This is a genomic window from Streptomyces sp. NPDC088915 (assembly GCF_044749825.1).
Taxonomy (GTDB): domain Bacteria; phylum Actinomycetota; class Actinomycetes; order Streptomycetales; family Streptomycetaceae; genus Streptomyces.
In genome coordinates, this window is sequence record NZ_JBIVIR010000004.1 from 200,773 (window position 1) to 218,894 (window position 18,122).

4 protein-coding genes are annotated in these 18,122 nt (G+C 76.5%); 2 read left to right on the top strand and 2 right to left on the bottom strand.

From position 1 onward, the window contains the following. Positions 1 to 27: 27 nt before the first annotated feature. The gene (locus tag ACIP5O_RS09525) at positions 28 to 1,725 is read left to right on the top strand and encodes an ABC transporter ATP-binding protein (protein WP_401290618.1); all 1,698 of its coding nucleotides are present in this window, start codon (positions 28 to 30) and stop codon (positions 1,723 to 1,725) included. A gap of 68 nt (positions 1,726 to 1,793) precedes the next feature. After that, complete coding sequence (locus ACIP5O_RS09530; RefSeq protein WP_401290981.1) at positions 1,794 to 3,650, top strand: ABC transporter ATP-binding protein; 1,857 nt, start codon at positions 1,794 to 1,796, stop codon at positions 3,648 to 3,650. A 65-nt stretch (positions 3,651 to 3,715) separates the two neighbouring features. Here the strand turns inward: ACIP5O_RS09530 and ACIP5O_RS09535 are convergent, their stop codons facing one another. Further along, positions 3,716 to 3,856 (bottom strand): hypothetical protein, encoded by a 141-nt coding sequence (locus ACIP5O_RS09535; RefSeq protein ID WP_401290620.1) that lies wholly within the window; start codon positions 3,854 to 3,856, stop codon positions 3,716 to 3,718. Continuing rightward, positions 3,853 to 18,111, bottom strand: coding sequence for an amino acid adenylation domain-containing protein (locus ACIP5O_RS09540; protein ID WP_401290623.1), 14,259 nt, complete (start codon positions 18,109 to 18,111; stop codon positions 3,853 to 3,855). Before ACIP5O_RS09540 ends, ACIP5O_RS09535 begins: the two co-directional genes overlap by 4 nt. Between the last annotated feature and the right edge of the window lie 11 nt (positions 18,112 to 18,122).

Below are 18,122 nucleotides of genomic sequence, written 5' to 3' on the forward strand. Positions count from 1 at the left end.
CCATCCCTCGCTTCGTGGAGGCTCCGCATGCCCGCTGGAGGACCAACGGGAGGCCACGTCCTCCGCAGAGCGCTCGGCGACCAGCGCCGCCGGGTCGGTGGGGCGTCGCTCCTCGCCATGGCCCACCAGGCGTGCGAGGCCCTCGTGCCGGTCGTCATCGGCCTGACCATCGACGAGGCGGTGGGGACCGGGTCCGCCGGGGCGCTGCTGCGTCGGCTGCTCGTCCTCGCCGTGCTCTTCCTCGTCCTCTCCACCTGCTACCGGATCTCCGCCCGGTTCGCCGAGGGGGCGGGCGAGAGCGCCGCGCACCGGATCCGGCAGGACCTCGCCGCCCGGGTGCTCGACCCGAGGGGCGGCGCCGACACCGGCCGGCTCCCGGGCGCGCTGACCGCCGTCGCGACCGGCGACGCCCGCCGGGTCGGCTCGGTCGCCTCCGCCCTGCCGTACGCGCTGTCCGCGCTCACCGGACTCGCCGTCAGTGCGGTGGCCCTGCTCCGCACCTCCGTCCCGCTCGGGCTGCTCGTCCTCCTCGGCGTCCCGCCCCTGCTGTGGATCGGCCACCTCATCAGCCGCCCGCTGGAGCGGCGCAGCGAGGCCGAGCAGGAGCACGCCGCCCACGCGTCGGGGGTCGCCGCCGACCTGGTGGCGGGGCTGCGCGTCCTGAAGGGCATCGGCGCCGAGGGCGCGGCGGTGGCCCGGTACCGGGAGACCAGCCGCAGCTCGCTGGCCTCGGCGCTGCGGGCGGCGAACAGCCGGGCCTGGCACGACGGGGCCATCCTCGCCCTGACCGGCGTCTTCATCGCGGTGATCGGTCTGGTCGGCGCCCATCTGGCGATGCGCGGCACGATCAGCGTGGGCGACCTGGTGGCGGCCGTCGGCCTCGCCCAGTACCTCCTGGGCCCCTTCCAGCTCCTCACCTACGTCAACGGCGAGTTCGCCCAGGCCCGCGCCTCGGCCGACCGGATCGCCGAGGTGCTCGCCTCGCCCCCGGCCGTCGCCGCCGGGACGACCCCGCTCCCCTCCCCCGTCGCCGGACGGCTGCGGCTGCGGGGCCTGACCCACGGCGCGCTGCGCGGCCTCGACCTCGACGTGGCGCCCGGCAGCGTCGTCGGCGTGGTCGCCCGGGACCCGGCCGCCGCGAACGACCTGCTGCTCTGTCTGGGCCGCGAACAGGAGCCCGCCGGGGGGAGCGTGGAGCTCGACGGCGTCCCGCTGTCCGACCTCGACCCCGGCGAGGCCCGCCGGGCGGTCCTGGTCGCCCACCACGACGCCGACCTGTTCGAGGACAGCCTCCTCGCCAACGTACGGGCCGGGGCGGGCGACGGGGCGACGGACGTCGGTCCCGCGCTCGCCGCCGCCGCGGCGGACGACGTCGCCGAGGCCCTGCCCGACGGCGTGCACACCGTCCTCGCCGAGCGGGGCCGCTCGCTCTCCGGCGGCCAGCGCCAGCGGGTCGCGCTCGCCCGCGCCCTGGCCGCCGACCCGCCGGTCCTGGTCGTCCACGACCCGACCACGGCCGTCGACACGGTCACCGAGGCCCGCATCGCCGCCCGGCTGCGGGAGCTGCGCCGGGGCCGCACCACCCTCCTGGTCACCACCAGCCCGGCCCTGCTCGCCGGGACCGACGTCGTGGTGGTGCTCGACGGGGGGCGAGTGACCGCCGAGGGCAGCCACCCGGAGCTCGTCGCCTCCCACGCGACGTACCGCTCGGCGGTGCTGGCATGACGGCCGGCCCCGACGCGACCGCGCCGGGCCCCGGCGCGAAGGACGAGGACGAGGACGAAGGACGGACGATGAGCGGATCCGGCACGCCCGACAGCGCGTCCGCACCCACCGGGACCGGTACGCCCGAACGTACGCCCGCGACCGGCGTGCCCGAGCGGGCCCTCCTGCCCACCGCGACCGGCGCGCAGACCCTCGCCGTGGTCCGCGGGCTGCTGCGCCGCCACCGGCTGCTCGCCGTGACCTCGCTGACCGTCCTGGTCGCCGGCACCGGCGTCGGACTCCTGACCGCCCCGCTGCTCGGCCGGATCGTGGACCTGGTCGTGGACCGCGCCGGCACGGCCGCGCTGACCGTGCCGATGGCGCTGCTCCTCGCGGTGGCCGTGGCCCGGGGCGTGGCGACCGCCGTCGGCAAGTCGCTGGTGGCCCGGCTCGGCGAGACGGTCCTCGCGGACCTGCGGGAGCGGTTCATCGCGCGGGCGCTGCGACTGCCGCTGGAACGGGTCGAGAAGGCCGGTTCGGGCGACCTGACCGCCCGGGTCACGGGCGACGTCACGCTGATCGCGCGGGCGGTCCGGCAGGCGCTGCCCGAGTTCGCGAACGCCTTCCTCACCATCATCCTGACCTTGGTGGGCCTGACCGTCCTCGACTGGCGCTTCCTGCTCGCCGTCCTCGTCGCCGTCCCGGTGCACGTCCTGACCGTGCGCTGGTACATCCCGCGCGCCGCAAGGATCTACGCCGAGCACCGGGTGGCGACCGGCGCCCTCCAGCACCAGCTCCTCGACAGCGTCGGGGGCGTCCGCACCGTACGGGCGTTCCGTCTGACCGACCGCCACGCGGACCTGCTGGAGAAGCGGTCGGGGGCGGCCGTCGACCTCGCGGCGAGCGGCATGCGCCTGGTCTCCGGCTTCTTCTCCCGCCTGAACGCCGCCGAGTTCCTCGGCATGGCCTCGATCCTCGTCACCGGCTTCCTCCTTGTCGACGCCGGGTCGGTGAGCATCGGTACGGCCACGGCGGCGGCGCTCTACTTCCACGGCCTGTTCAACCCGATCAACGCCGCGCTCTTCCTCATCGACGACGCCCAGTCGGCCGGGGCGAGCCTCGCCCGGCTCGTCGGCGTGTCGAGCCTGCCGGCCGAGCGGGAGCCCGAGGGGCGCCCCGCCGTGCCCGTGGACGGCTCGGTCAAGGTGACGGGGCTTGGCCACGCCTACGTGGACGGCCACCCGGTGCTCCACGAGGTCGACCTCGACGTGCGGTGCGGCGAGCGCGTCGCCCTGGTGGGCGCCAGCGGCGCGGGCAAGACCACGCTCGCCAAGCTGATCGCGGGCGTCCACGAGCCGGCGTCCGGCACGATCGCCCTGGGGGGCGTGGACAGCCGCGAGCTGGGCCCCGCCGGGGTGCGGCGGGCCGTCACCCTGATCAGCCAGGAGGTCCACGTCTTCTCCGGTCCCCTCGCCGAGGACCTGCGCCTGGCCCGGCCCGGGGCCACGGACGGGGAGCTGCGCGCGGCCCTGGACCACGTCGGCGCCCTGGAGTGGGCCGACGCGCTCCCCGAGGGGCTCGCGACGGTCGTGGGCGAGGGCGGTCACCGGCTCACGGTGACCCAGGCCCAGCACCTCGCCCTGGCCCGGCTCGTCCTCACGGACGCGCCCGTCGCCCTCCTCGACGAGGCGACCGCCGACGCGGGCAGCGCCGGAGCCCGGGTCCTGGAGGCCGCCGCGCTGCGCGCCCTGGAGGGACGTACGGGTCTGATGGTGGCCCACCGGCTGCCGCAGGCCGCCACGGCGGACCGGATCGTCGTCCTCGACGGGGGCCGGGTCGTCGAGACCGGCACCCACGACGAACTGGTCGCGGCGGGCGGGCACTACGCCGAGCTGTGGTCGGCCTGGTCCGACAGCCGCCGCGAGCCGACCGGCGTACGGGACTGACGGAACGGACGCGAAGGGCCCCCTCCCGTGCGGGAGGGGGCCCTTCCTCTGTCCGCGACGGGTCCTCAGCCCCGCCCGGACGCCGGGCTCGCCGGGCGCAGGTCGGTCCAGCGGGTCTCCCCGTACTCCACGCGGGCCTCCCTGGCGTCCTCGTGGACCGGGACCGGGAAACGCCCCTGCGGTTCCTCGAACGGGCCGGTGGTCATGCGTCGTCACGCCCCGTGGGCAGGGCGGTGAACAGCTCCGAGAGCGGCTGTTCCGGGTCGGTGACCGCGGCGCGCAGCAGCCCCTGGAGTTCGTCGGCGAGCCGCCGTGCCTTGGCGGCGCCGAACAGGTCGGTGGCATGGATGAGGCCGCAGTGGACCGGACCCTCGCCGAGCGGCTCGTAGAAGCCGAGGGTCAGCCGGGCCCGCGTGGAGCCGGTCGGCACGGTGTCGAGGGAGCCGACGCCGCCCTCCAGGCGGTCCAGGTCCGCCTGCTCGTGGTGGATCACCATGACCTGCGGGCCCTCCGGGGGCAGTCCGGCCGCCCGGGCCACCTCCTCGAAGGGGACCTCCTGGCGGTCGAGGGCGCTCAGGGTGGTCTCCCGCACCCGGGAGAGCAGTTCGGCGAAGGTGGGGTCTCCGGCCGTGTCGGTGCGCAGCACGAGCGTGTTGAAGAAGCAGCCCACCAGGTCCGCGAGCCGGTCGTCCGCGCGGCCCGCGACCATCGTGCCGAGCGGCAGGTCCGTGCCCGCGCCGTGGGCGGTGAGCAGGGCGGCCAGGGCGGAGTGCAGGACCATGAACATGCTGGTGCCGGTCGTGCGGGCCAGTTCGTCGACGGCCGCGTGCAGCTTCTCGTCCAGGACGAAGCCGACGTGGCCCGCGCCGGGCGCGGACGCGTGCGGGGCGTCGGCCGGGAGGGCCAGCGCGGCCGGCGCGTCCTTCAGGACCTGCCGCCAGTACGCGAGCTGGCGGGCCGCCCCGCTCTCCGGGTCGTCCGGGTCGCCGAGGACCTCGCGGGCCCAGCGGGCGTAGTCCCCGTACGCGACGGGCAGCGGCTCCCAGTCGGGCGCCCGGCCCTCCGTACGGGCCGTGTAGGCGGAGGTCAGGTCGCGGAAGAGGGGGACGACCGACCATTCGTCGACGGCCAGGTAGTGCAGGGTCAGGAGCAGCGCCTGGCGTCCGTCGGGGCCGGTCAGGAGGTGGGCCCGCAGCGGGGCCTCGCGGTCCGGTGCGGGCGCTCCCGCGGCCAGTTCGCGCAGGCGGGCCTCCGGGTCGGCGCTCTCCTCCCGTACGAGGGCGGGCGGTGCGGCGTCCACGAGGTGCAGGACGCCGTCGCGTTCGGCGAAGGCCGTGCGCAGCGGCTCGTGGCGGGCCGCCACGTCGGCGAGCGCGGCCGCCACGGCGTCCGCGTCCAGGCCGCCGGGCGAGCGGAGCACCAGGGCGTGGTCGAAGGCGGGGGCGCGGCGGTACGCGTCCCACTGGAGGCGCTGGACGGGCGCGGCGAGCCGGGGGCCCTCGTGCTCGCCTGCGGGCAGGAGCGCCGGGCGGGCCGCGGCGGCCCCCTTCAGCTTGGCCTCCAGACCGTCGACCGTCAGGGCGTCGAAGACGTCGCGGATGCTCAGCTCGACGCCGAACTCGGCGCGGATGCGGCCCAGGAGCCGCATCGAGGCCATGGAGTGGCCGCCGAGCGCGAAGAAGTTGTCGTGGACGCCGACCCGGTCGAGGCGGAGGACCTCGCGGAAGAGCGCGGCGAGCCTCTCCTGCGTCGCGTTCGCCGGGCGGGTGTCGCCGGTCATGGCGGCCCAGTCCGGCGCGGGCAGCGCCTTCCGGTCGAGCTTGCCGTTGGGGGTGAGGGGCAGCGGGCCGTCGAGCGGGACGACGAGCGCCGGGACCATGTACTCCGGCAGGACTCCGGCCACGTGGGCGCGCAGTTCCTGCGGGTCGGGCTCCCCCTCCCCCGCCTCCGGCACGGCGTAGCCGACCAGGCGCACGATGTCGCCGTCGCGGTCGGGCACCACGGCGGCCTGGGCCACCGACGGGTGGGAGGTGAGGGCCGCCTCGATCTCGCCGAGTTCGATGCGGAAGCCCCGTACCTTCACCTGGGTGTCGACGCGGCCGAGGAAGTCGACGTTGCCGTCGGCGCGCCAGCGGGCGCGGTCGCCGGTGCGGTACATGCGGCTGCCGGGCGGGCCGTACGGGTCGGCCACGAACCGCTCCGAGGTCAGCCCCGGCTTGCCGAGGTAGCCGCGCGCGAGGCCGCGTCCGGAGACGTACAGCTCGCCCGCGACGCCGGGCGGGACCGGCCTGAGGTGCTCGTCGAGGACGTAGCAGCGGGTGTTGGGGTCGGGCCGGCCGATGGGGACCCGGCCGGACGGGCGGCCCGGGTGCTCGCGGGCGGGCCACAGGGTGGAGTTGACGGTCGCCTCGGTGAGCCCGTACGCGCAGATCAGGTGGGCGGTGGTGCCGAAGCGCTCGAAGAGGTCCGGCGGCACGGTCTCGGTGCCGACGAGGACGGTCGATCCCTCGGGGAGCGCGCAGCCGGGCGGCAGGGCGGAGACGAGGGACGGCGGCAGGATCATGTGGGTGATCCGCTGGTCGGCGAGGAAGTCGGTGAGGGCGGGGCCGGCGACCCGGGCCTCGTCGGTGATCAGGACGAGCCGGCCGCCGTGGCAGAGGGCCATGGCCAGTTCGAAGACGAAGACGTCGAAGCCGACGGAGGCGAACTGCAGGACGCGGCTGTCGCGTTCCAGGCCCATCCGGTCGACGGCGGTGGCGACCAGGCTGGCGATCCCCTCGTGGGGGACGACGACGCCCTTGGGGCGGCCGGTGGAGCCGGAGGTGTAGATGACGTACGCGGCCGTGTCCAGGACGGCGGGGCCGCTGCCGAGGGGGGCGTCCGGCAGGTCGCGCAGGGCGGTGGCGGTCTCCGGGTCGTCGAGCAGCAGCACGGGGACGCCCGGCACGGCGGGGATCTTGCCCGCGACCGGTTCGGTGCCGACGACCAGGGCCGCCCGGGAGTCCTCGATCATGTACGCGAGGCGGTCGGCCGGGTGGACCAGGTCGAGCGGCAGGAACGCGGCGCCCAGCTTCATGGCGGCGAGGACCGTGGCGACCGTGTCGGCCGAGCGGGGCACGGCCACGCCGACGACGCTCTCGGCCCCGACGCCCCGGGCGGCCAGGAGGGCGGCGACGCGGTCGGCGCGGGCGTCGAGCTCGGCGTACGTGACGGAGCGGGAGCGCTCCACGACGGCGACCGCGTCGGGGCGCTCGGCGCGCCGGCGGGCGAAGAGGGCGGGGAAGGTCTCCTCGTCGACTTCGCGGGCCGTGGCGTTGAACTCCTCCAGGACGAGGTGCCGTTCGGCGTCGTCGAGGAGTTCGGCCCGGGAGACGGGCCGGTCGGGTGCGGCGGCCAGGGCCGCGACGAGGGTGCGGAGGCGTTCCCCGATCCGCTCGGCGGTCTCCCGGTCGAAGAGCTCCGTGGCGAACTCCAGGCGGCAGCCGAGCGAGCCGGGGCCGCCGTCGGCCGGGGTGTGCTCGGTGAAGGAGAAGACCAGGTCGAACTTGGCCGAGCGGATGCGGAAGGGGAGGTACGCGGCGCTCAGGCCGGGCAGGTCGAGGGCGTCGCCGGTGCGGGCGTGGTGGCCGACCATCACCTGGAAGAGGGGATTGCGGGAGAGGGACCGGGTGGGGTTGAGCTTCTCCACCACGGCCTCGAAGGGCACGTCGGCGTGGGAGAACGCGGCGAGGTCGGTCTCCCTGACGCGGGCGAGGAGTTCGGTGAAGCTCGGGTCGCCGCTCAGGTCGGTGCGGAGCACCAGGGTGTTGACGAAGAAGCCCACGAGGTCGTCGAGGGCCTCGTCGCCGCGGCCCGCGATGGGCGCGCCGAGCGGGATGTCCGTGCCAGCGCCCAGGCGGTGCAGGAGGGCGGCCACGGCGGCGTGCACCACCATGAACATGCTGGTGCCGGTCGTCCGGGCGAGCCGCCGCAGCCCCTCGTGGACCTCGGGGTCGAAGGCGACGTCGAGTGCGGCGCCGGTGAAGGCGGGGCGGGCCGGGCGCGGCCGGTCCGCGGGCAGCTCCAGCTCCTCGGGGGCGCCGTCCAGGACCGTGCGCCAGTGCTCCAGTTGCCGGGCGGCCCGGCTGTCCGGGTCGGCGGGGTCGCCGAGGAGGCGCTGCTGCCACAGGGCGTAGTCGGCGTACTGGACGGGCAGCGGCTCCCACTCCGGTGCCGTGCCGGCGGTCCGGGCCGCGTAGGCGGCGGCGAGGTCGCGGAGGAAGGGGCGGTCCGACCACTCGTCGGTGGTGATGTGGTGGAGCAGCAGGACCGCCGCGTGGTCCTCGGGGCCGAGCTCCACGAGCGCGGCGCGCAGCGGGAGTTCGGCGGCGAGGTCGAAGGGCCGGTTGACGGCCGTGTCGACCAGGCCGGGCAGCTCGTCCTCGGTGGCGGTGAGCCGTTCGACGGCGGGCCGTGCCTCCACGGCGGGCAGCACCCGCTGGAACACCCGGCCGTCGCGCTCCGCGAAGACGGTGCGCAGGGCCTCGTGCCGGGCCGTGACGTCGGCCAGGGCGGCCTCCCAGGCGTCGGCGTCGAGGGGGCCGCGCAGCCGCAGGACGAGGGGGAAGTTGTAGGCGGCGGAGGTGCACTCGATCTGCTGGACGACCCAGAGGCGCTGCTGGGCGTGGGAGAGCGGCAGCTCGTCGGGGCGCTCGCCCGCGGTGAGGGCGGGCCGGGCGGGACCCGTGGCACGGTCGACGCGCTCGATCAGCTCGGCGACCGTGGGGGCCTCGAACAGGTCGCGGATGGCGAGTTCGGCGGCGAGCGCCGTGCGGGCGCGGCTGACGAGGCGGGTGGCGAGGAGCGAGTGGCCGCCGAGGTCGAAGAAGTCGTCGTCGATGCCGACGGCCTCCGCGGGCAGTCCGAGGGCCTCGGCGAAGAGGTCCCGGAGGGTCTCCTCGCGCGGGGTGCGCGGGGCGCGGCCGGTTCCTCCGGCCCGGGCGAGGTCGGGGGCGGGCAGGGCGCGGACGTCGAGCTTGCCGTTGACGGTCAGCGGCAGGGTGTCCACGGCGACGAGCGCGGCCGGGACCATGTAGTCGGGCAGGGCGGCCTTGAGGTGGGCGCGGAGGGCCTGCGGCTCGAGGGCGTCCTCCTCCGGTACGTAGTAGCCGACCAGGCGCTTCGTGCCGGTGTCGGTGTTCACGACGACCGCCGCGTGGGCGACGCCGGGGTGGGAGGACAGGGCCGTGGCGATCTCGCCGAGTTCGACGCGGTAGCCGCGGATCTTGACCTGGTCGTCGGTGCGGCCGAGGAAGTCGAGGAGTCCGTCGGGCCGCTGCCGCACGAGGTCGCCGGTGCGGTACATGCGCTCGCCGGGCCGCCCGAAGGGGTCCGCGACGAAGCGTTCGGCGGTGAGGCCGGGGCGGTCGTGGTAGCCGCGGGCCAGGCCGGTGCCCGCGATGTACAGCTCGCCGGGGCAGCCCGGCGGGACCGGGCGCAGCATGGGGTCGAGGACGTGGGCGCGGGTGTTGCGGATGGGCCGGCCGACCGTGGGGGTCGCGCTGTCGGCCGTCGAGCCGCCGAGGGTGTTGATGGTGTACTCGGTCGGCCCGTACAGGTTGTAGCCGTAGCAGCCCTCGGTGTCCCGCAGCCGGTTCCACACGGTGTCGGAGACGGCCTCGCCGCCGAGCAGGACCAGGGCGGGCCGGTGCCGGTGCTTCCCGGCCGCCTCGTCGCGGTCCCCGTCGTGGTCCTCGTCGAGCAGGCCCTCCTCGACGAGGAGCTGGGCGTAGGTGGGGGTCACGTTGACGACGTCGATCCGGTGCCGGTCGCAGTAGGCGACCAGGGCCTCGGCGTCGCGGCGCAGCTCCTCGTCGCAGACGTGGACCTCGTGGCCCTCGACGAGCCAGAGCAGCTCCTCCCAGGACATGTCGAAGGCGAAGGAGACGGTGTGCGCGATGCGCAGGCGCCGTCCGCCGGCCGAGGCGACGGCCGGGGCGAAGATCTCTTCCCGGTGGTTGAGCTGCATGTTCGTCAGGCCCCGGTAGGGGGTGACGACGCCCTTGGGGCGGCCGGTGGAGCCGGAGGTGTAGATGACGTACGCCGGGTGTTCCAGACGGTCCGGGACGTCGTGGGCGAACGCGGGCCGTTCGGCGTCCGCGAGCGGGCCGCCGTCCAGGGCGTCGAGTTCGGCGGCCACGGCCGGGTCGTCCAGGAGGAGTCCGGGCGCGTCCGCGCCCAGGGCGGCGGCGACGGCCGTGGTGGAGACCAGGCAGAGCGGGCCGGTGTCCTCGACCATGAGGCGCAGCCGGTCGGCCGGGTGGTCGAGGTCGAGCGGCAGGTAGGCGGCGCCGGTGCGCAGGACGGCGAAGAGGGCGGCGACCATGTCGAGGGAGCGGGGCAGCGCGAGCGCCACGACCTTCTCGGGTTCCGCGCCCCGGGCGAGCAGCAGCCGGGCGATCCGGTTGACGCGCGCGTCGAGTTCGGCGTACGTGAGGGAGCGCTCGCCGAAGACCAGGGCGGTGTCGTCGGGGGTGCGGGCGACCTGGGCCGCGAGCAGGTCGGCGACGGTCTCGTCCGGCACGGGCTCGCGCCCGGCGGCGGCCCCGGCCGCCAGGGCGGCGCGCTCGGCCGGGAGCAGCAGGTCGACGGCGGCGGTGCGGACGGTGGCGGCGTCCGGTCCGGCGAGGAGGTCCGCGAGCCGTTCCAGGACGGCCGTGAACCGGTCGAGGACCGTGGTGGCGGCCTCGGCGTCGAACAGGTCGGGGCGGGCCGCCAGGGTGACCCGCAGCCGGGCCCCGGGGGTGACGATCAGGGTCAGCGGGAAGTGGGTGCCGTCGACGTTGGAGACGCCGGTGATGCCGTGCCGCCGCCGGAGCGCGGCGGCCCGGTCCTCGCCGTCGGCGGAGCGGAGCACGAAGAGGGTGTCGAAGAGGCGGCGGTGGCCGGTCTCCCGCTGGAGGGTGCCGAGGCCGACGTACTCGTACGGCATGACGGCGGCGCGCTCGGTCTGGAGGCGGCGCAGCAGGTCGAGCAGCGGCTCGTCGGGGGCGAAGGCGGTGCGGGCCGGGACGGTGTTGAGGAACATGCCGATGATGCCGGCGGCGTTCGGCAGGTCGGCGGGGCGGCCGGCGACCGCCGTGCCGAAGGCGACGTCGGGGCGGCCGGTGACGGCGGAGAGGACCAGGCCCCAGGCGGCGTTGAGGACCGTGTTGGGGGTGAGGCCGTGGCGGCGGGCGGCGGCGCGCAGCCGGTCGCTCGCCTCCTCCGTGAGGACGGCGTCGAAGTCGGCCGGGATGACCGGGCCCGCGTCGCGGCCGGTCGGGGCGACCAGGGTCGGTTCGTCGAAGCCGGCGAGGGCGCCGCGCCAGGCGTCGACGGCCTCGGCGGTGTCCTGACCGGCCAGCCAGGCGAGGTAGTCGCGGTACGAGCCGGGGGCGGGCAGCCCGGTGGGGTCGCCGCCGTTCTCGTACAGCGTGAACAGCTCCTCCAGGAACAGCCAGGCGGACCAGCCGTCCCACAGGATGAGGTGGTGGGTGACGACGAGCCGGTCGCGTCCTCCGGGCAGGCGGATCAGGCGCAGGCGGCACAGCGGCGGGGCCGACAGGTCGAAGCGCTGCCGGCGGTCGGCCGCGAGGAGTTCCTCCACGCGCGCGTGGCCCTCGTCGGCGGGGAGCGCGGACAGGTCGGTCTCGGTCAGCGGGATCTCGGCGCCGTCGACGACGAACTGGACGGGCCGGGGCAGGCCGTCGCTGGTGAATCCGGCGCGCAGGCCCTCGTTGCGGTCCAGGAGCGCCCGGCAGGCGGCGCGCAGCCGGTCGGCGTCGAGGCGGTGGTCGAGGTCCAGGGTCTCCTGCGACAGGTAGACGTCGAGGGCGTCCCCGGCGTCGTAGGTGGCGTGGAAGTACATGCCCTCCTGGAGCGGGGAGAGCGGCCAGACGTCGGTGACGGGCAGTCCGGCGGTCTCGGCGACGCGGGCGGTCTCCTCCTCGGTCAGGTCCGGGCCGCCGAGCGGGGCGGCCGGGGCCGGGGCCGGGGGTTCCTGGGAGGTGCCCGCGGTGGCGGTGAGCCGGTCGAGGAGGGCCTGGAGGGCGGGGTCGACCTGCTTCTGCTGCGCGAGGACGGCCCGGAGCGCGGCGGCGGCCTGTCCGGCGTCGGTGGCGGAGACCGTGACGGCGGGGGGCTCGGTGTCTTCCCGGGGCTCGGTGCCTTCCCGGGGTGCGGGCTCGGGCTCGGCCGGTGGCGCCGCCGCGAGCGCGGCGGGCGTGCGGTGCTGGAACACGTCGCGCGGGCTGATCGTCAGTCCCCTCTCACGGGCCCCGGTCGCGACGGCGATCGAGGTGAGGCTGTCGCCGCCGAGCACGAAGAAGTCGTCGTCGGCGCCGATGTCCTGGATGCCGAGGACGGCGGTGAAGACCTCGCACAGGGCGCGCTCGCGGGCGTCGCGGGGCGCGCGTCCGCCCGCCCGGGGGGCGGTGGACGGCGAGGGCAGGGCGTTCTGGTCGAGCTTGCCGCTGGGCGTCAGGGGCAGCGCGTCGAGGACGACGACGGCGCTGGGCACCAGCGGGGCGGGCAGGGCACCGGCGAGCGCGTCGCGCAGGGCTCCGGCGTCCGGCGCGGGCGCGCCGGGGGCCGGGACCGCGTAGCCGACGAGGGCGCCGTCGCGGACGACCACGGCGGCGCGGGCCACACCGGGGAGGTTCGCGAGGGCGGTCTCGATCTCGCCGGGTTCGACGCGGTTGCCGCGGATCTTGACCTGCCGGTCGGTGCGGCCGAGGTACTCGACGGCGCCGTCGGCCCGGCGGCGCACGAGGTCGCCGGTGCGGTACATGCGGGTGCCGGGCGCCCCGAAGGGGTCGGCGACGAACCGCTCGGCGGTCAGGCCGTGCCGGCCGTGGTAGCCGCGCGCCAGCTGGACCCCGGCGAGGTACAGCTCGCCGGGCACGCCGTCCGGGACGGGCCGCAGGAAGGGGTCGAGCACGTGCAGGCGCGTGTTCCAGACGGGCCGGCCGATGGGGACGGCGGGCCCGTCGCCGCCCTCGTACGGGAAGTGGGTGACGTCGACGGCGGCCTCGGTGGGCCCGTACAGGTTGTGCAGCGGTACGGGCCCCCGGCCGGGCCGGGAGGTGAGCTCCGCCCAGCGCCGGGCGTCGGGCCCGGTGAGCGCCTCGCCGCTGCAGAACACCCTGCGCAGGGGCGCCGCCCAGTCGGGGCCGCCGGGGGCGGCCGCCAGGGCCTGGACGAAGGCGGCCAGCATCGAGGGGACGAAGTGCAGGGTGGTGATCCGCTCGGCGCGGATCAGTTCGGCCAGGTAGCCGGGGTCGCGGTGGCCGTCGGGGCGGGCGAGGACGACGGTGGCGCCCGTGGTCGGGGCCCAGAAGAACTCCCACACGGACACGTCGAAGCTCGCCGGGGTCTTCTGGAGGACCCGGTCGTCGGCGGTGAGCCCGTACTCGCCCTGCATCCAGGCGAGGCGGTTGACGATCGCCCGGTGGGTGACGGCGACGCCCTTGGGGCGGCCGGTGGAGCCGGAGGTGTAGATCAGGTACGCGGGGTGGTCGGGGCCCGCCTCCGTGCGGGGCGCCTCCGTGCGGGGCGCGTCGGGGACTTCTTCCTCGCGGTCCACGAGGACGGCGTCGAGGCCCGGGACGCCGGGCAGCCGGCCGACCGCTCCGGCGGTGGTGACGACCGTGCGCGCGCCGGAGTCGGCGAGCATGAACGCGACCCGGTCGGCGGGGTAGTCGAGGTCGACGGGCAGGTAGGCGGCGCCCGCCCTGTGGACGCCGAGGAGGGCGACCATCAGCTCCGCCGAGCGGGGCACCGCGACGGCGACGAACTCCTCGGGTCCCGCGCCCCGGGCCCGCAGCCGCCGGGCGAGGGCCTCGGCGCGCCGGTCGAGTTCCGCGTACGTGAGGGTGGTGCCCTCGTCCACCACGGCGGGCGCGTCGGGGGTCCGGGCGGCCTGTGCGGCGAAGAGCGAGGCGAGGGTGGCGTCCGGGTCGGGGAGCGGACGGTCGGTGGCGTTCAGCCCGGCGATCCGCTCCGCCTCCCGGTCGGAGAGGAGGCCGATCCGGGCGGTCGGGCGGCCGGGGTCGGTGACGAAGGTGCGCAGCAGCGCCTCGAAGCGGTGCGCGAGGACGGCGACGGTCAGCCGGTCGACGCGGTCCGGGTCGTGGGTGAAGCGGAGCGACAGGTGTCCGTCGCGGGGCTCGGCGACGAGCGCGAGCGGGTAGTGGACGGCGTCGAGCACCTCGGTGCCGGTGACCAGGGGGGTGGCGGCGGGCGGTCCGGCCGGGTGGTTCTCGAACACCACGAGGGTGTCGAAGAGTTCGCCGCCGCCCGCGAGCCGCTGGATGTCGGCGAGGCCGAGGTGCTGGTGGTCGAGGAGCGCCGCGTGCTCGTCCTGGACGCGCCGGAGCAGCTCGGCGAGGGGTTCGCCGGCGCGCAGGCGGACGCGGACGGGGACGGTGTTGACGAAGAGGCCCACGGCCGCGTCCAGGTCCTCGACCTCGGTGGTGCGGCCGGAGACGGTGGTGCCGAAGACGACGTCCCGGCTGCCGGTCAGACCGCCGAGGAGCAGGGCCCAGGCGCCGTTGAGGACGGTGCTGGGGGTGAGGCCCTCGCGGCGGGCGCGGGCGGTCAGCTCGGCGGTGAGGGCCTCGGGCAGGCGCACGTCGACGCGCTCGGTGCGGGTGCGCGGGGTCGGCGCGCCGTCCCCGGCGGGGGTCCCGGCGAGGAGGGGCAGCCGGGTCGGTTCCTCCAGGCCGGCCAGCGCCTCGCGCCAGGCGTCCCGGGCGGCGTCGCGGTCGCGCGCGGCAAGCCAGGCCAGGTAGGGGCGCGGGTCGGCGGGCAGGGGCAGGGTCTCCCCCGCGTACGCGGCGGTCAGTTCGCGCAGCAGGACGGTGACGGACCAGCCGTCGGCGACGACGTGGTGCAGGGTGAGCAGGAGCCGGTGGCGGTGCCCGTCGCGGATCAGGGTGGCGCGCAGCAGCGGCGGTGCGGCGAGGTCGAAGCCCCGGTCCCGGTCCTCCCGCAGGATCTCGTCCAGGGCGGTGCGGGTCGTGTCCGCCTCGTGCCACGGGAGGGCGGTGCGGTCCGCGAGCCGCTGGACGACCTCGCCGCCGGGCAGCTGCCGGAAGGAGGCGCGCAGCAGCGGGTGGCGGTCGAGGAGGAGTTGGAGGGCGTCGCGCAGCCGGTCCGGGTCCACGGGCTCCGCGAGGTCGAGGAGTTCCTGGACCACGTACAGGTCGTCGGCGTCCTCGTCGTACACCGCGTGGAAGAAGAAGCCCTCCTGGAGCGGTGAGACGGGCAGGGCGTCCTCGTCGAGGGCGGCGGCCGGGAGCGGCGCGGGCCCTTCGGCGACCGGGGCGGCGTGCGCGGCGAGGGCGGCGACCGTGCGGAGCCGGAAGACGTCGCGCGGGGTGAGCGCGAGGCCGGTGGCGCGGGCGCGGTTGACGAGCCGGATGGCGACGATGCTGTCGCCGCCCAGTTCGAAGAAGCTGTCGTGGACGCCGACCGACGGCAGGCCGAGGACTTCGGCGAAGAGCGCGGCGAGCGCGGTCTCGGCGGGGGTGGTGGGCGCGTCGTCGCCGGCCAGGGCGGTCCACCGGGGCTCGGGCAGGGCGCGGCGGTCGAGCTTGCCGTTCGGGGTGAGCGGCAGGGGTCCGTCGAGCCGGACGAGGGCGGAGGGGACCATGGGGGCCGGGAGGGTCCCGGCGATCCGGGCGCGGGCCCCGGCGACGGCGGCGTCGGCCTCCTCGGCGTCCGTGCCGGCCGCGGCCACGAGGTAGCCGACGAGGCGCTTGACGCCGCGGTGGTCGTCGCGGACGAGGACGGCGGCCTGGGCGATGCCGGGGCAGGCCATGAAGGCGCTCTCGACCTCGCCGGGTTCGACGCGGTGGCCGCGGATCTTGATCTGGCCGTCGGCGCGGCCGAGGAACTCCAGGTTGCCGTCGGCGCTCCAGCGGACCCGGTCGCCGGTGCGGTACATGCGGGCGCCGGGCCCGTCGGCGTACGGGTCGGCGACGAAGCGCTCCGCGGTGAGCCCCGGGCGGCCCAGGTAGCCGCGGGCGAGGCCGCGCCCGCCGACGTACAGCTCGCCCTCGGCGCCGACCGGGACGGGCCGCAGGGCCGAGTCGAGGACGTAGGCGCGGGTGTTGGGGTCGGGGCGGCCGATGGGGGCGGGCCCGGGGCGGTCGGCGTCGGCGGGCCAGAGCGTGGAGTTGACGGTGGCCTCGGTGAGGCCGTAGGCGACGACGACGCGGACGCGTCCGGCCCAGCGGGCGACGAGTTCGCCGGGGACGGCCTCCGTGCCGACGACGAGGACGGAGCCGTCGGGCAGGTCGCACTCGGGCGGCAGCGCGGAGACGAGGGAGGGCGGCAGGATCATGTGGGTGGCGCGGTGGCGGGCGATGTAGTCCGTGAGGGCCGGTCCGGCGACGCGGCGCTCGGTGGGGACGAGGATCACCCGGCCGCCGACGCACAGCGACATGACGAGGTCCCAGACGGTGACGTCGAAGCCGGCGGAGGCGAACTGCACGATCCGGCTGTCGGCGGTGACGCCGATGCGGTCGGTGGCGGTGGCGATCAGGCTGCCGACGCCGTCGTGGGAGACCACGACGCCCTTGGGGCGGCCGGTGGAGCCCGAGGTGTAGATGACGTACGCGGCCCCGTCGAGCGGCACGGGGACGGCGGGGTCCGTGGGGTCGAGGGCGTCGCGTGCGGCGGCCGTGGCCGGGTCGTCGAGCAGGACGCGGGCGACGCCGGGCGCGTCGGGCAGGGCGTCGGACAGCTCGCGGGTGGTGACGACCGTGCGGGCGCCGGCGTCGTCCAGCATGTAGGCGATGCGGTCCCGGGGGTGGTCGGCGTCGAGCGGGAGGTAGGCGGCGCCGGCCTTCATGACGGCGAGGAGGGCGACCACCAGGTCCGGGGAGCGGGGCAGGGCGACGGCGACGACGTCCTCGGGGCCCGCGCCCCGGGCGGCGAGGAGCCGGGCGAGGCGGTTCGCGGCGGCGTCGAGTTCGGCGTACGTCAGCTCCTCGTCCTCGCAGACGAGGGCGACGGCGTCGGGGGCGAGGCGGACCCGCTCGGCGAAGGCGGCGGGCCAGGTCGCCTCGGGCGCGGGCCGGGGTGCCGTGCCGAACTCTTCGAGCAGCAGGGCGCGTTCCTCCGGGGAGGTCAGCTCGATGTGTCCGACGGGCCGGTCGGGGTCCTCGGCGAGGGCCTCCAGGACGGCGAGGAAGCGCCGCCGGTGCTCGGCGAGGGCCCGCTCGTCGCAGACGTCGGCGTCGGCGTCGAGGTGGATCCGCAGGCGGCTGCCGCCGGAGTCCCCGAAGGTGAGGGCGAGGTCGCCGACCGGGCCGAGCCAGTGCGGGACGAACTCGGCCTCGGCCCCGTCGAGGCGGACGTCGGGCCGGGGCAGGACGTTGACGGTGGGGCCGACGAGTTCGCGTACGCCGTCGGTCAGGCCGAGGTCCCTGGCGAGGTCCTCGGCGCGGTAGCGGCTGTGGGCGAGGAGTTCGGAGACGCCGGTGGCGACGGCGTCCAGGAGCCGGGCGGCGGTGGTGTCGGGGCGGACGGCGAGGCGCAGCGGCAGGAGGTTGGACACCATGCCGGGGACGTCGCGGGTCGCGGGGTCCCGGCGGGCGGTGACGGGCAGGCCGAGGACGAGGTCCCGTTCGCCGGTGGCGCGGTGCAGGTGGACGGCGACGGCGGTGAGCAGGAGGCGGGAGAGCGGGACGCCCGCGTCGGCCGCGCGGGCGCGCAGCGCGGCGACGGTCGCGGGGTCGAGGAGGACGGTGTCGTGGACGCGGCGGCGCATGGGGGCGGTGGCGCGCGGGACGAGGCGGACCGGTTCGGGCCGGTCGGCCATCCGCTCCCGCCAGTGGGCGCGGTCCGCGGCGTACTGCTCGGAGGCGGTGTACGCGGTGTCGGCCGCGACGAGCCGGGCCAGGGACCAGTCGGGGGCCGGGGCGGCGTCGCCGAGGGTGTGGAGGTCGGCGGCGCGGCGGGTGATCAGGGCGGCGCCCGCGCCGTCGACGAGGAGGTGGTGGTAGCGCTGGTACCACCAGACCCGGTCGTCGGCGAGCCGGAGGAGGGCGTGGGCGAACGGCGGGCCGCCGGCCGGGTCGGCGGGGCGGTCGCGGTCGGCCTCCATCCAGCGGTGGGCGGCTTCCTCGGGGTCGGCCTCGGTGCGCAGGTCGACGCGGGCCACGTCGACGGGGAAGCGGACGGGCACCTGGCGCGGGGCGCCGTCGGCGCCGGCGTCGGTGATCCGGACGTGCAGGCTCTCCGCCTCCTCCACGGCCCGCCGGACGGCGGCCGCGAGGCGGTCGGTGTCGATGTCTCCGTGGAGTCTCAGGACGAACGCGATGTGGTAGGCCGAGCCGTCCGGCTCGATCTGCTGGGCCAGCCAGATTCCGGACTGTCCGCCCGTGAGGGGCAGTCCGGCGGCGGTCGTCCGGTCCGACTCGACGTCAAACATCGTTCGCGAGT

Bases quoted from the DNA above. Each gene is read 5' to 3' on its own strand.
- ACIP5O_RS09525 (WP_401290618.1), top strand. From the start codon at position 28: ATGCCCGCTGGAGGACCAACGGGAGGCCACGTCCTCCGCAGAGCGCTC.
- ACIP5O_RS09530 (WP_401290981.1), top strand. From the start codon at position 1,794: ATGAGCGGATCCGGCACGCCCGACAGCGCGTCCGCACCCACCGGGACC.
- ACIP5O_RS09535 (WP_401290620.1), bottom strand. From the start codon at position 3,856: ATGACCACCGGCCCGTTCGAGGAACCGCAGGGGCGTTTCCCGGTCCCG.
- ACIP5O_RS09540 (WP_401290623.1), bottom strand. From the start codon at position 18,111: ATGTTTGACGTCGAGTCGGACCGGACGACCGCCGCCGGACTGCCCCTC.